This is a genomic window from Cobetia sp. Ld8 (assembly GCF_045066615.1).
GTDB classification, from domain to species: domain Bacteria; phylum Pseudomonadota; class Gammaproteobacteria; order Pseudomonadales; family Halomonadaceae; genus Cobetia; species Cobetia amphilecti.
Window position 1 is genome coordinate 104385 of sequence record NZ_JBISHF010000007.1, and the last position, 13966, is coordinate 118350.

Consider the following 13966-nt stretch of genomic DNA (forward strand, 5'->3'; position numbering starts at 1 on the left):
GTGTCAGGCACCCACGGTGGTCTGGGCGCGTTTCCGGGCTTCTGCCCAGAGTTCAGCAATGCGCTCGCGGTCGTCCACGCTCATGCTGTCCTGGGCAAAGGCGTGCTGCATCCACTCTTCAAAGGTGGCGTCAAAGTCTTCCGCGACCACATCCTCGGGATCGTAATCGGCGTTTTCCAGCACCAGTTCCACCTGGGGGATCATGTACCCCAGCGGGAACAGGTCATTTTCGGCACAGTCGCTTTCCATGGCGAGCAGCGCCTTGTGAATGGCTTCGCCGCGTGCAGCCAGAGCATCAGACATCTAAAGCATCTCGTGTTTCGGGCCAGTCCGAAGATTGGCCAGGACAGGGGTAAAGCGCCGGGCCCTGGCGCGTCGCCGTGGCGTTGAACACGGCAGACGCAGCCAAGGTGGCAGCTGGCATTGTCCATGATGCTAACACGCGAGAGTGGCGGGGCGCAGCGCTGCGCATGGCGGCCAGCTCTGGTAGAATCATGTGCTTTGCGGGTCGGTGGCACCTGTGCAGACATGGCAGTTGCGTCATGCAGGTCGTCGCCGGCAACACGATGCGCCGAGTCGCGTCCCCCGTTCGTGAGTGGTCAGTGCCTTCATGTTCAACGCCCAGTATTTTCGTACCTTCATCACACTGGTGGAGACCGGCAGCTTTACCCATACCGCGCGCAAGCTGGAGATGACCCAGCCCGGCGTCAGCCAGCATATTCGCAAGCTGGAGCAGTATCTGGGCCGCTCGCTGCTCAATCGCCAGGGACGCAAGTTCTCGCTGACCGCAGCGGGGCGTCGCTGCTATGACTACTCCATCAAGCTGTTCGCCGAGCACACCCAGTTCATGCACTCGCTGGATGATGACTCCCCGGACAGCGGCGAATGTCGCGTGGCCAGCCCCTCAAGCGTCGGGCTGATGTTCTATCCGTTCACGCTGGGCTATCAGCAGCAGCACCCGGGGCTGACGGTCAGCTACAGCTTCGCCTTCAATTCCGAGATCGTGCAGGACGTGCTGGCGGGTCGCTTCGACCTGGGCATCGTCACCGAGCCGGTCAAGCATCCGGACCTGAACTTCGAGCTGTGGCATCAGGAGCCGCTGTGCCTGGTGGTGCCCGCCGATTTCGCCGGCAACAGCCTCAACGAGCTGATGGCGCTGGGCTTCATGAATTACGCCGATGGCGTCAACAATGCCAGTGCCTTGTTGCGTGAGAACTTCGCCGGCGAATTCCGCTCCATGAGCCACTTCCCGCAGCAGGGCTTCACCAACGACATCGGCATGGTGCTGGATGCCGTGGCGCGTGGTCTGGGCTTCACCGTCGTCTCGCGCACGGTGCTGGAGACCTCGCCGTGGCAGCGTCAGGTGCGTGAGATGCCGCTGACCGAAGCCGTCTACGAGAACCTCTACATCGTCACACGTGACAATGCCGAGGTGCCGCGCCGCTACGAGCAGCTGCTGGGTGAATTCCGCCTGCAGCGTCGCAACACGCTCTACGGCTATGCCGATGCGCCGGAAAGCTTCGACAACATGGACTTCGACAGCATGGTGTAACGCCTCGCGTCATCATCTGCGCCTCCCGAAAGCCCGCTCCTCATGAGCGGGCTTTTTTGTGTCTCGCCGTCGCCATCTGCGCCGCGCGAGGCGTCGCCCTTTGTGCACCACCTGGTTCCAGCTGCTGCCGCCGCCTTGCGACCAAGGCCTGATGCGGGGGCGGCGTACTGCGTGGGATGCTGAAAGCCAGCGCCTGGTGATTACAGACCTGTTTATTACAGCCCTGGCTATTTCAGGCTTGGCTATGCTTGGCTCAGTCAGCGTCTTGCCAGCGCCTTGTTTGCTCATTTCGTGGTGTCTTGCCCATCAGGAGGTTCTGCCGTCGTGTCTTCATCCGGTTCTCGCTCCAGTGTCACGCCTCATGCCCAGGCGGTCTCCGCAGAGCATGCGCCAGCCTCCACAGCTTCCGAGGCATCAGCCGCGCCTGCCGCATCAGCTGCATCAAGCGAGGTCTTCTCGCTGCTGGCGCGCATGGAGGTCGGCGAGCTGACCCCGGAGCAGCACGCCGAGGTCGCGCGTCGCTGCCGCTGGCCTGACTGGCAGTCGCGCCAGATGAGCGCCAGCCAGGCCGCCGAACTGATTCACGATGGCATGACGGTGGGCATGAGTGGCTTCACGCGGGCGGGGGAGGCCAAGGCTCTGCCGCTGGCGCTGGTCGAGAAGGCGCGCCGCGAGCCGTTCTCCATCACGCTGATGACCGGCGCCTCGCTGGGCAATGACCTCGACGGCCAGATGGCGGATGCCCACATGCTGGCGCGGCGCATGCCGTTTCAGGTCGATCCAGTGCTGCGCCGCGCCATCAATGCCGGCGAAGTCATGTTCATGGACCAGCACCTCTCCGAGACGGTGGAGCTGTTGCGCAATCACCAGCTGAGCGACATGAATGTCGCGGTGATCGAGGCCAGCGCTATCACCGCCGATGGCGGCATCGTGCCGACCACTTCGGTGGGCAACTCGGCCAGTTATGCGATTCTCGCCGACAAGGTGATCATCGAGCTCAATCTCGAGTCGCCGGCGGCACTTGAAGGGCTGCACGACATCTACATTCCGCAGATGCGCCCCAGCCGGCAGCCGATTCCAGTGGTCGCGCCGGATTCGCGCATCGGCACGCCGTATATCCCGATGGATCCCGCCAGAATCGCCGCCATCGTTCTGACCCGCGGCAGTGACAGCCCCTCGACCTGCACGCCACCGGATGACGGTACCCAGCGCATGGCGGGCCATCTGGTCGAGCTGCTCAAGCAGGAAGTCGCGCTGGGGCGTCTGACACCGGCATTGCTGCCGCTGCAGGCGGGCATCGGCAGCATGGCCAACGCGGTGATGAGTGGCTTGAAGGAAGGGCCCTTCGAGCACCTGACCATGTACTCGGAGGTGCTGCAGGATTCCACCTTCGATCTGCTGGATGCCGGCAAGCTCGATTTCGCCTCCGGCTCCTCCATCACGGTCACCGAGGAGCGTGGCCGCACGCTGTGGAAGGACCTCGAGCGCTATCGTGACCGCCTGATCCTGCGCCCGCAGGAGTTGTCCAATCATCCGGGCATCGTGCGACGCCTCGGTGTGATCGCGGTCAATACGGCGCTGGAATTCGATATCTACGGCAACGTCAATTCCACCCACGTCTGCGGCACGCGGATGATGAATGGTATCGGCGGTTCCGGCGATTTCGCGCGCAATGCCCAGCTGTCGGTGTTCATCACCAAGTCACTGGCCAAGGGCGGTGATATCTCGAGCGTAGTGCCGTTCGCCAGCCACGTGGACCACACCGAGCACGATGTCGATATCCTGGTCACCGAGCATGGGCTGGCGGATCTGCGCGGCCTGGCACCGCGCGAGCGGGCGGTGCAGGTGATCGAGAACTGCTCGGACCCGAGCTATCGCCCTGCGCTGCGCGCCTACTTCGAGGAGGCGTGCCAGCGTGGCGGCCATACGCCACATTGTCTGGAGCAGGCGCTGAGCTGGCATCGTGAGGTAGAGGTGAAGGGGCATATGCGCGCCATGCGCACGGCACCTGAGCCAAGTCTTGAAGAGGCGGCCCCGTCGCTGCCGGACGCCACTGCCTGATCGCACATCAGGCAGGGCGCTTGGGAGAGACAACCAGGACGAGCGCTGGCAGGCGGCCTACTGATCGAGGCCGTTTTCCAGGCGCTCGTCTTCGCATTCGGGGCTACCCATCTCGTAATCGCGGCACAGCTGAGGGCGCCGGTCGTAGATGGTGCACATCAGCGTCTCGCGGTCGACGGCGGCACACCAGCCATCGTCGAGGCGACGCATGACTTCGCCGCCCCATTCATCCTCGTCGATCAGGTAGTCCGGCACGCCGGTATCGGTGAGCAGGATGACCTCAAGCCGGCAGCAGCAGGCCTGGCAGTTGCTGCAGGCGATCTCGTGATTGGCGGGTGTCGCAGCGCCGGCAGTGGCCGGCGAGACGTCGGTAATCGGAATATTCATCGGGTCAGGGTCAGCCACAGTGAGTCAGGCGCCAACATCGGCACGCTTCAGCCGGCAGTGAAACACACTCACGCACGGATTACTTGTAGACCTTGTCGATGCCTTCCCAGTAAGTCTCGGGATCACGATCGCGCGTCATGTCATACAGCTGATAGCGGCGGTTGAGGCGTGCGCCACCATCACGGGTCAGCGGTGCCCAGGCAAAGCCGGTGCTGCCCTTGCTGGAGGTGGTGAAGAAGGCATCCAGCGGGATGCTGACGTAGAGCCCCTTGTCGAAGCTACCCTCGCCGTAGTCATCGCCGGCATCGGTCAGGGTCGCCCAGGCGCCGACGCTGACCCCGTTGGAGAAGCTGCGCGACAGGTCCAGCGTCGCGCCGACATCACCGGCCAGATAGCGCCCCACCGAGCCCTTGACCAGCACATCGTGCCAGCCGGACTGCCAGTAGGCGGTGGCGTGACCGGTGGTGACCGAGTAGTCACGCAGGCCGAATTGCTGGTCGAACTCGCGCTGGCGGACGCGGTTGATGTCCAGCCCCAGTGCCAGCGAGCTGTTCATCGGGCGATAGAGCAGCTCGGCGCCGACCCCGGCATACATCATCTCGAGAATGCCGCCGTAGGCCTGGGCGTACCAGTCGCGCCCGAACTGGTGGGTGCGGTTGTACTGCAGGCTGGTGATGCCCAGGTCGGTTTCCTTGATGTATTCCCCGACGTAGGTGCGCACGCGCGGCAACTCGGAATCGGCGATGTATTCGTAGCTGTCGAAGTTGTCGGCGAGCTGATAGGTCGCCACGCCGGTGAACCAGCCATTGCGGTCGGTGCGCCACAGGGCGTCCAGCTGCAGGTTGAGCTGATAGAGGTAGCCATCGGGACCGCCGAAGTTCTGCTTGAGGCTCGGCGAGAAGCCCCAGCTGAAGCCGAACGGCTCGCGCGCCAGCTTGACGCCATCCCCTGTCGCCTGGCGTGTCGCGTCATCGTCGCTATCGGGCGAGGTGGCACGGGGCGAGGCAGCATGGGCGGTGATGGAGTGCTCGTATTCGGCGCCGAAGCGACGGTCATTGGCGGCGGCCACGAAGGGCTGGCGCGGATGCTCATCTTCGCGCAGCGCCAGACCATTGCTGCTCAGGCGATAGCGGAAGGTGGTGATCTCGGCGGGCAGGCGGTTGTGCAGCACGCGGTTGGCGCGGCCTTCGGCCTGCAGGTCATCACGGAAGCGCGTCGCCTCGGCCTCGACGATCAGGGTGTCGCCCTCGACCCGCAGCTGTGACACCTCAAGCCCACTCTGGGCGCGCAGGGTATCGGCCAGCGCGTCCCAGTCGACGTCGGCAAGACGCGGGAGATCTTCTGCCTCTGGGCCATCAGCCGTACCCGGCTCGAGCGGGGAGTCCGCGGGCGCGCCGCCGAACGAGTCGAGTGTCAGCAGAGTGCCTTTCGCATCAGCTGATGGCGCTTTATTCGCTGATGGCTCTTTATGCGCTGACGGCTCTTCATGGGCTGAGGGCGCTGCCGCCACGCCTGCCGGTTGGGTAGCGCTGGCGGTGTAGGCGGAGGGCGCCGTGCCCGAGGAGGCGTCCGCGTTGAGCGAGCGCACGCGGAAGGCCTCGGGTGTCTGGTCATTTCGATAACGGCTGTGGGTGCTGGGGGCGACCGCTTCCGGCGTGCCGTCGTCCTTGGCCTGGGCGAGCCCGGCCAGATTGGTCGACAGCGACAGCCCGAGCATGGCGGTGTTGCCTCGCTCCCAGCCGCCATGCAGCGACAGGTTGTCATTGACCTTGACGGTCGCGCCCAGATTGACCGGCGAGTCCTGCTCGATCTCCACCGTCAGTGGCTCGTCGGAATAGTCGTTGCCTTCGTATTCCAGCATCAGGGTCAGCGGGTCCCAGGGCGTCTGGTATTCGATGCCGCCGAAGACGGCCGGGCTGCCGCTGAACATGCTGCCGAGCTGGAAGTCGCCGCCGTCATCGCTGGTCGAGTCGCTGCGCGTCTCGAGGCTGCTTCTCACCACTGCCAGCGGATTGCTGAAGTCGCCACGCGTGCCCAGATAACCCCAGCCGAGGCCCAGGCTGAAGTCGAGGTCGCCGTAGCGCTTGCTGGCGACCAGGTACTCGGAACTGAACAGGCCCGTACCGCCGAGATCTCGCAGGCCCACCGCGACTTCGGGCTGATAGCGGCCTTCCTGCAGGAGGCGGAACTTGGTGTCGAAGGATTTATCCAGGTAGTCGCGGTCCGGGGCGGCCGCGCCATAGCTGACGGTTTCCACCGAGACATAGCGAAAGCCCAGCTCCATCCAGTCGAAGGGCGCCGCGTTGACGCTGAAGCGCTTGTAGGGCTGGGTGCGGCTGTAGGTGAAGCTCAATTCGCCCTGGGGCGCAAAACGCGCCGTGGGCGTCTGCATCAGGCCCACGCCACCGAAGTCGCTCTGGGATTCGCCGGTCGCCGCATGGGCGATCTGCGCACCCAGCAATCCGCCCGCCATGCCGAGTGCCAGCCAGCCATTGCGTGCCAGGGTAGGGCGCTGCTCGGGGCTTGAGTGCGTAACGTGATTGGCAGGGCGAAAAGGACTCGACATGGGCGTCTCGCATGCACGCAAGCCAGGGGCTCACGTACGTGAATAAGGGATTGGGTTCGCGGTCAGGCGCAGTGTGCTGCGCCGGGGCAGCCTCGACGGCTAGCGCGGGGGTGTCGGCAGCTTCGCGGCGTCCAGCTGCCAGCTCTGGCAGGCATGGCCCGGCAGGCGGCTGGCAAGCCAGGCCGGTAGCGCCTCGTTCACCCACTGCTGCGCGGTGTCGATGCCCGGCGTGCTGATCACTACGCTGGCGCCGGGGGCAACGGGCAGGTCGGCGTCGCCGCTGGTCAGACGATTCCAGCTCGCCACCGGGCGGGTCAGCACCTGGCCCTGCGGCGTCACCAGGCTGACCTCGACGGCTGGCCCGATACCGCCGGCAGCGGCGCGCTCGTCGATCAGCGCGTCAAGACTGAGATTCGGCGTCCACTTGCGCTCGTGAACGCCGGTGGCGTCCAGAATCACCACGCTGCGCGGCGCCTGACAGGCACCGACCACCATGCCCGGGGCGATGCGGATCGCCTGCGGGCCGTCGCGCATGTCGCGGCGCGGGTCGAGCTGACCCGGCAGGCGCGCCACCACGGCGTCAGTGTCCGGCGCGCGGCCCTGCTCGACATAGGCCTGCCAGGCCTGCAACGCCTCGGCGTAACGCGCCTGAGGGCTTTCGTCCTTCGCGCCGACGGCGTAGCGCGCCGCGATCAGTTCGAGCTCGGCGCTGACGCGGTTGGCCCGCGCGGCCATCTGCTGGCGAATCAGCGGCGTGCTGACGAAGCTGTAACGCCAATCCAGTGCTTTGGATAGCGCCAGGCCATCCCATTGCGCCTGCAGCACCTGACTGGCCAGCGGCGTGCTCGCGGCACTGAACGGCAGCGGGGTGTCAGCAGCGCTCGACAGGGGCGCGGCCAGCAGTGCGCTCAGCCCGAGCGGCAGCAGGCGGGCGGCGCTGTTCAGACGGGCCAGCGATGACAGACGGGCCAGTGATGACAGACGGGCCAGAGATGAGAAGACGGGGATCACCATGCCTTGGCGACCTCCCAACCGAACCGCGGGCCATCGGGCCAGGCCGTCATGTCGGCCGCCCAGACGCGATTCTCGTCGCGCCAGAAGTCATTGCGCGTGGTGCTGCCGTCGTCCCAGCTCAGAATCTCGCGGCAGTGCTGCAGCGGCAGTTCTGCCAGCGGCAGCGAATAGGGGGCGGCGGCCTCGCATTCGAGTCGCGCAGTGGCCTCGTGTACCTGCATCACGGCGACGTCGTCCTGGCGCTGGCTGCCGGTGGAGGCGGCATCCTGACGCTCCAGCCGACGCGGGTAGGGGGACAGCGCACTGACACTGACCTGATAGGTCGTGCCACTGGCCATCAACCAGGCCGGACGCGCCAGAGCGCGCCCGGTAGTACTTTGCTCACGCCTGTCTGCCACATCACGCGCAAAGCCTGAAGTGGCGGACAGGACGCCATCGCGCAATTCGAGGATGCCGCGGTCGCGACTCTCGAAACGCGCGATGCGCCCATTGCCTTCCAGCGTCGCCAGAACCACCAGCGCGGTGCTGTTGGCATGCTTCAGCTTGAGGGAGGCATAGGGCAGCTCGCTGGCACGTGTGGCGTCAAACTCGTCCTTGCCCATCACGTCACCGAGCGAACTGGAGACGATCTGGGCACAGCCGGAAAGCGACACCAGACACGCGAGGGTGCCGAATGCCGCCAACGACCTGCTGCGCAGAGCACGGGAGACCACCGAGGTAGCCGCCGCGCCCCGCGCAGGGCTTGAGAACGTGAAGCGTTGCGTCGCACGTGCCGTTTTCATCAGCGAGTCCCGGTTGAACCAGTGGTGCCGGTTGTCCCGGTGGTACCGGTCGTGCCAGTGCCGCCGCCGACGGTGCCGGTGGCCGCACCTGCAGCGACGCTGCCGCTGCTGGCGCTCGGCGTCACGCTGCCGGTGGCATTCTGGCTGGCAGTGCCGGTGCCGGCTGCGCTACCTGTCGGCACAGTGCCGGTGGTCCCGGTGGTACCAGTAGTCCCAGTCGTGCCGGTGGTCCCAGTCGTGCCGGTGGTCCCAGTCGTGCCGGTCGTACCAGTGGTGCCGGTCGTGCCAGTAGTCCCAGTCGTACCAGTGGTGCCGGTCGTGCCAGTAGTCCCAGTCGTACCAGTGGTGCCGGTCGTGCCAGTAGTCCCAGTCGTACCAGTGGTGCCGGTAGTCCCAGTCGTGCCGGTCGCACCCTGAGGCGCTTCTTCTTCCGCGATGGCATTACCAGCGAGAAGCAGGGCACCTGTCAGGCCGATGATGGCTCCGAGATGTGTCTTGCGCATGGATAACTCTCCTTGATGAGCATTGTCGGCGGTCAGCCGACCAGGGAGGGATGTCAGACCACGGCGTGATGACTCAAGGGCTGAGGCATCGGCGTCGAGGCTGCCAGCAGATGCTGGCGATCACCCAACCTGCTGCTGAAGATATCGATAGAGGAGAAGAGCGCCGTCCCTGACACCATCCCTGGCATCCTCCGTGGCGCGACCTCGTCCTGAGGTGTTCCTGTCATGACCGTATTCCCTGGTCATGCGCTTGCCGAAATTCATCGTTGCACCTTGCTGTCTGCGCCTGACAGTCCTGTCAGGTGTCAGCCGCTGAGCGGTTGATGCAGGAAGTCCTTCTCCGCACAGATACAAAGCCGATGAGTCGTGGCAAAGCGAGGCTCATGTTAACGAGAATATGTGAACTGTCTAGCGTGAAGCATTGCGTATTATTCGCGTTGATCGCTTGAGGATTATTTATGTAAAAAAGAGTAATTGGGGTGTGGATGATTTGCGACGTGACTGTCGATATTCCACCGGGCGCTACGCCAGACGGGGTCCGCGTGGCGACTGGAGTCCTGCGCTTGAGTGTGTCGCATTGCCGACGATATGGGGCTTGGGGTGTCTGTCATCGGCAACGCGTCTTTCGTGGAAGTGGCGACATCGAGCGTACTTGCGGCGCTACAAACCAATGTTTTTATTGGATTTTTGTAACAGAGTGCTGATTGGCGGGAGGCGTGTATCAGGTAAAATGCACGGCAGACAGGGTTTGGTCACCTTGGCTAAAACGCCACGAATGGCGTGATCCAATGCATGGCGATGCCACGGCATTGGTATTACTGATTCAGCGGCAGATCCTCTGGCAGCTCCATGGGTCGTGGGCTGTGGTCGAAAGAGGTGTGCCGCATTTCGGTAAAAAAACTACAGAAAGTTCGCTCTGCAATGGCGCTGAAGATATTGCCCAAATGACAGCAAGAGTGGCATGAAGGCCGCCATGCAGAGAGTGGTGTCAGAGCCGCAAGTGGAAAGCACATTGAATGCACCTGCCGTCTGAGCATCGTCGGTTGCGGTTCAGGGTCGTGTTCTGAGCATCTTGAACGATACGCCTGCATTCTGACTGGGGATGACAGCGGAATATGACAAGCCATGTGCATGATTCATATGGCGGAAATATCGCTGTAAGAGTTGCGGATCACACTGGCGCAGCGTGAATGAAGTCGCAGCGGCCAGTCCCAAGACGCCAGACGCAAGACGCCGAGATCGCCACGGTCCGGTACCTAAATGCACGAGGGCCCACCCTCGGCAGCCGCGTGACAGCCAGGCAAGGCCGGCGACACGCATGACGCAGCAGGAACTGAAGACGTTATCGAATCCATCCCGGCGGCCATGTGCGGCGGGGGAAGGCGCGATGATCATGGCACTGGGGTGCCGGGTCATCGGGCCTGTCGACTCAACGGACTTCAGATGAAAAATGCACTGATAGCACGACTTCTGGGCGCCAGCTTGAGCATCGGCGCCCTCACCGGGCTCGCCGGGTGCGTCTTCGCCCCCGGTGGCAACATCGACTACGACACCAGCGCTGCGCCGGTGGACGACATCGTCGATGTGGAACCGATCACCTTTGGCCTGATCAAGGCCCAGGCGCGCGCAGACGCCGAATCACGCCAATCCAGTGGCGATGACAAGCAGCGTCGTGAGCTTGAAAAGGCGCTGGCCCAAGAGCTCAACAGCAGCACGCGCGCCAGTCTGGCACCGGACTATCAGTACCGTGTCGGCCCCGGCGACATCCTGACCATCATCGTCTATGACCATCCCGAGCTGACCTTGCCGACGGGTTCCGAGCGCAGTGCGCAGGAAGCCGGCAACGTCGTGCACGCCGATGGCACGCTGTTCTATCCCTATGTCGGTCGCGTCAAGGTCAGTGGCATGACGCTGGACCAGATTCGCCGTGATCTCGGCGAGAAGCTGCAGCCCTACCTGAATGCGCCGCAGATCGACGTCAAGGTCGCCGCCTTCCGCAGCCAGAAGGTGCGGATCACCGGCGAGGTGCAGTCTCCCGGCGTGCAACCGATCAGCGATGTGCCGCTGAGCCTGCTGGACGCCATCGCGGCGGCGGGTGGTCTGTCCGAAGACGCCGATTGGCACAACGTGGTGCTCAAGCGCAATGGCGAAGAGACCACCATCTCCCTCTATGAGCTGCTGGCCGAGCGCAATGGCGCCAACGATGAGGCGGGCAATGATCGCCTGCTCAAGGATGGCGACACCCTCTACGTGCCGGATGTCGGTACCCAGAAGGTGTTCGTGATGGGCGAGGTGGACAAGTCCATCAGCCTGCCGCTGGGCAGAAGCTCGATCTCGCTGACCGATGCCATCGCGCGTGCCGGCGGCATCAAGGAAAACTCCGCCGATGCGTCGGGCATCTTCGTCATCCGTCGTGATCGTGAAGACCCCGAGAAGCTGGCCACCGTCTATCAGCTGGATGCGCGCAATTCCACGGCGCTGATTCTGGGCGCGGACTTCGGCCTCAAGCCGCAGGACGTCGTCTATGTCACCGCCGCACCGGTCTCGCGCTGGAACCGTGTGATTACCCAGCTGCTGCCGACGGTGAGTTCCATCTACTACAGCACCGAAATCCAGGACAACCTCGATACCCTCGGCCAGTAAGGCGAGGGGTCGTCAAGGCGTCCCTGCCCGGCACCGCCGTGGCCGGGCAGGACACCAGGAGAGTGACCCAACGATGTCGAACCGCAATTCCCACACCACGCGTCAGGCCTCGGCCAGCGAGTCGTCAAGCGTGCCTGCGCGCACCAGTCTTGATCTCGGCCGCATGCTGGGCCAGCTGTATGACAGCCGTCTGACGCTGGCGCTGATCACCGGCACCTTCACCGTGCTGGCGGTGCTCTACGCGCTGCTGGCCACTCCGATCTACAAGGCCGATGCGCTGGTGCAGGTCGAGGAGGGCGGCGGCAACATGAACCCGCTGCGTGATGTCTCCAGCCTGCTGCGTGGCGAGGCGCCACCGTCCGAGTCCGAGATCCAGATCATCACCTCACGCCTGGTGCTGGGCGAGACGGTCAAGAAGGAGCAGCTGGATCTGGTGGTCAAGCCGTATCAGTACCCGCTGATCGGCACCTTCCTGCGCACCCACGAATTCGCGCGTCCGAGCTGGCTTGCCGGTTCCAGCATGGTCTGGGCCGGCGAGTCGATCGACGTGGCCAGCCTGGAAGTGCCGTCGGCCTGGGACAATGTGCCGCTGACGCTGGTGTCGCTGGGAGAGGGTGGTGAGTACGAATTGCAGTACGACGGCGATGCGCTGGGCACCGGTGTGGTCGGCGAAGCCTCGCGCTTCGATGGCCCGCTGGGCGAGGTGACGCTCAAGGTCAGCGCACTGGACGCGGCCAGGGGCGCTGAATTCACGCTGATGCATCAGTCGACCCTGGAAGCGACCAACGCGCTGCGTTCGCGCTTCGCGGTGGCCGAGATGGGCAAGGAAACCGGGGTGCTGGGCCTGGCGCTGGTCGGCGAAGACCCGCTGCGCACCCAGCAGACCCTGCAGCGCATCACCGATACCTACAAGCAGCAGAACATCGAGCGTCAGTCCGCCGAAGCCGAGAAGTCGCTCGAGTTTCTCAAGAAGCAGGTGCCGACGGTGCGTGAGCGCCTCGAAGTGGCCGAGAACCGTCTCAATGCCTATCGCGGCAAGAGCGATAGCGTGAATCTGGATCTCGAGACCAAGTCGGTGCTCGAGCAGCTGGTCAATATCGACAATCAGATCAACGAGACCCAGCTGGAAGAAGCGGAGCTGTCCGGCAAGTTCAATCCCAGTCACCCCAACTACGTGGCGCTGCGCAAGAAGCGTGCGGACCTGCAGCAGACCCGCAAGGAGCTGGAGAAGCAGGTCGGTGACTTGCCGGACACCCAGCAGGAAATCCTGCGTCTGGAGCGTGAAGTCGAGGTCAACCAGCAGATCTACGTGCAGCTGCTCAACAAGACCCAGGAAATGAACATCGCCCAGGCCAGCACCATCGGCAATATCCGCATTCTGGACGAGGCCGTCGCACAGCCGCATCCGATCAGCCCGCGCAAGGCGATGATCGTGGTGATCGCGACCCTGCTGGGCGGCATGCTCGGAGTGGTCTTCGTGCTGCTGCGCTCCATGCTGCATCGCGGTATCGAGACGCCGTCGGAGCTGTCCGACCTGGGCCTCAATGTCCACGCGACCCTGCCGCTCTCCGAAGAGCAGGCACGCCTCAACCGTCGTCTGGCGCGTGGCTTCAAGCGCTTCACCGGTCGCGGTGTCGCCGCAGCGGCCAATGACAACGTCGCGCCGGGTCTGCTGGCGATCCGCAATCCGGCGGATCTCTCCATCGAGGGCCTGCGTGGTCTGCGCACCAGCCTGCACTTCGCGATGATGGAAGCCCCCGACAATCGCCTGATGATCTGTGGCCCGAGCCCGGGCATCGGCAAGAGCTTCGTGTCCGCCAACCTGGCCGCCGTCTGCGCCCAGGCCGGCAATCGGGTGCTGGTCATCGATGCCGACATGCGCCGTGGCCATGTCCATCAGAGCATGGCGGGTGTCCAGCACAGCGACGCCGCGCCGGGCCTGAGCGACTTCCTGCTCGGCAAGGCCGACCGCGACAGCATCGTGCGTGGCATCACCGATCCGAGTCTGGCGATGTCCGAGTCCGCCGCTGCGGCGCCTGGCGAAGGGATGGCCGCCAACGGCGCGCCGAGCAACCTGTGCTATGTGGCACGCGGCACCTCGCCCTCCAATCCGTCGGAGCTGCTGTTGCAGTCACGCTTCAGCGACCTGCTGACGTGGGCCAGCGCCAACTTCGACATGGTCATCGTCGATACGCCGCCGATCCTGGCCGTCACCGATGCCGCCATCGTCGGCAAGCAGTGCGGTGTCAGCGTGATGGTGACGCGCTTCATGCATAACTCGCCCAAGGAAATCGAAGCGGCGCTGGAGCGCTTCGCCTCCAGTGGCGTGCACGTCGATGGCGCGATTCTCAATGCCGTCGAGCGCAAGGCCACCACGACCTACAGCTACGGCTACAGCTATCACGATTATCAGTACCAGGGTGGCGCCAAGGGTTAGCGGCCACTTGCATTAGAGCCC

General features: G+C 64.2%; 10 protein-coding genes. 4 read left to right on the forward strand and 6 right to left on the reverse strand.

Features of this window, described 5'->3' with window-relative positions; genetic code table 11:
• Positions 1-3: 3 nt before the first annotated feature.
• Complete coding sequence (locus ACJJV2_RS05430) at positions 4-303, reverse strand: hypothetical protein (protein ID WP_043334118.1); 300 nt, start codon at positions 301-303, stop codon at positions 4-6.
• Between the two features lie 307 nt (positions 304-610).
• Between ACJJV2_RS05430 and ACJJV2_RS05435 the strand changes: the two genes are divergently transcribed.
• Positions 611-1552 carry a LysR family transcriptional regulator gene (locus ACJJV2_RS05435; protein ID WP_043334148.1) on the forward strand — a complete coding sequence of 314 codons (942 nt, stop codon included), beginning with the start codon at positions 611-613 and terminating at the stop codon, positions 1550-1552.
• A 324-nt stretch (positions 1553-1876) separates the two neighbouring features.
• Positions 1877-3613, forward strand: coding sequence for an acetyl-CoA hydrolase/transferase family protein (locus ACJJV2_RS05440; protein WP_405278783.1), 1737 nt, complete (start codon positions 1877-1879; stop codon positions 3611-3613).
• Between the two features lie 57 nt (positions 3614-3670).
• Here the strand turns inward: ACJJV2_RS05440 and ACJJV2_RS05445 are convergent, their stop codons facing one another.
• The 5 genes from ACJJV2_RS05445 to ACJJV2_RS05465 all read right to left on the reverse strand — a co-directional run bounded on the left by ACJJV2_RS05445 (position 3671) and on the right by ACJJV2_RS05465 (position 8865).
• A complete protein-coding gene (locus tag ACJJV2_RS05445; protein WP_054556269.1) occupies positions 3671-4000 on the reverse strand; it encodes a YkgJ family cysteine cluster protein in 330 nt (109 codons plus the stop codon).
• 79 nt (positions 4001-4079) lie between these two features.
• A complete protein-coding gene (locus ACJJV2_RS05450) occupies positions 4080-6566 on the reverse strand; it encodes a YjbH domain-containing protein (protein WP_405278786.1) in 2487 nt (828 codons plus the stop codon).
• A 99-nt stretch (positions 6567-6665) separates the two neighbouring features.
• Positions 6666-7580: a hypothetical protein gene (locus ACJJV2_RS05455; RefSeq protein ID WP_405278788.1), complete on the reverse strand. Its 915-nt coding sequence runs from the start codon at positions 7578-7580 to the stop codon at positions 6666-6668.
• Entirely contained in the window at positions 7574-8362 is a 789-nt protein-coding gene (locus ACJJV2_RS05460) for a YjbF family lipoprotein (protein ID WP_405278790.1), read from the reverse strand. The genes ACJJV2_RS05455 and ACJJV2_RS05460 overlap by 7 nt, the downstream gene beginning before the upstream one ends.
• A complete protein-coding gene (locus ACJJV2_RS05465) occupies positions 8362-8865 on the reverse strand; it encodes a hypothetical protein (RefSeq protein WP_405278792.1) in 504 nt (167 codons plus the stop codon). The genes ACJJV2_RS05460 and ACJJV2_RS05465 overlap by 1 nt, the downstream gene beginning before the upstream one ends.
• A 1443-nt stretch (positions 8866-10308) precedes the next feature.
• Here ACJJV2_RS05465 and ACJJV2_RS05470 point away from each other — a divergent pair.
• Positions 10309-11508: a polysaccharide export protein gene (locus ACJJV2_RS05470; RefSeq protein ID WP_405278794.1), complete on the forward strand. Its 1200-nt coding sequence runs from the start codon at positions 10309-10311 to the stop codon at positions 11506-11508.
• 73 nt (positions 11509-11581) lie between these two features.
• Positions 11582-13945, forward strand: a complete 2364-nt coding sequence (locus ACJJV2_RS05475) for a GNVR domain-containing protein (protein ID WP_405278796.1) — start codon at positions 11582-11584, stop codon at positions 13943-13945.
• Positions 13946-13966 lie beyond the last annotated feature (21 nt).

Excerpts from the sequence above, each read along its gene's own strand:
- ACJJV2_RS05430 (WP_043334118.1), bottom strand. The coding sequence starts at position 303 with ATGTCTGATGCTCTGGCTGCACGCGGCGAAGCCATTCACAAGGCGCTG.
- ACJJV2_RS05435 (WP_043334148.1), top strand. The coding sequence starts at position 611 with ATGTTCAACGCCCAGTATTTTCGTACCTTCATCACACTGGTGGAGACC.
- ACJJV2_RS05445 (WP_054556269.1), bottom strand. The coding sequence starts at position 4,000 with ATGAATATTCCGATTACCGACGTCTCGCCGGCCACTGCCGGCGCTGCG.
- ACJJV2_RS05450 (WP_405278786.1), bottom strand. The coding sequence starts at position 6,566 with ATGTCGAGTCCTTTTCGCCCTGCCAATCACGTTACGCACTCAAGCCCC.
- ACJJV2_RS05455 (WP_405278788.1), bottom strand. The coding sequence starts at position 7,580 with ATGGTGATCCCCGTCTTCTCATCTCTGGCCCGTCTGTCATCACTGGCC.
- ACJJV2_RS05460 (WP_405278790.1), bottom strand. The coding sequence starts at position 8,362 with ATGAAAACGGCACGTGCGACGCAACGCTTCACGTTCTCAAGCCCTGCG.
- ACJJV2_RS05465 (WP_405278792.1), bottom strand. The coding sequence starts at position 8,865 with ATGCGCAAGACACATCTCGGAGCCATCATCGGCCTGACAGGTGCCCTG.
- ACJJV2_RS05470 (WP_405278794.1), top strand. The coding sequence starts at position 10,309 with ATGAAAAATGCACTGATAGCACGACTTCTGGGCGCCAGCTTGAGCATC.
- ACJJV2_RS05475 (WP_405278796.1), top strand. The coding sequence starts at position 11,582 with ATGTCGAACCGCAATTCCCACACCACGCGTCAGGCCTCGGCCAGCGAG.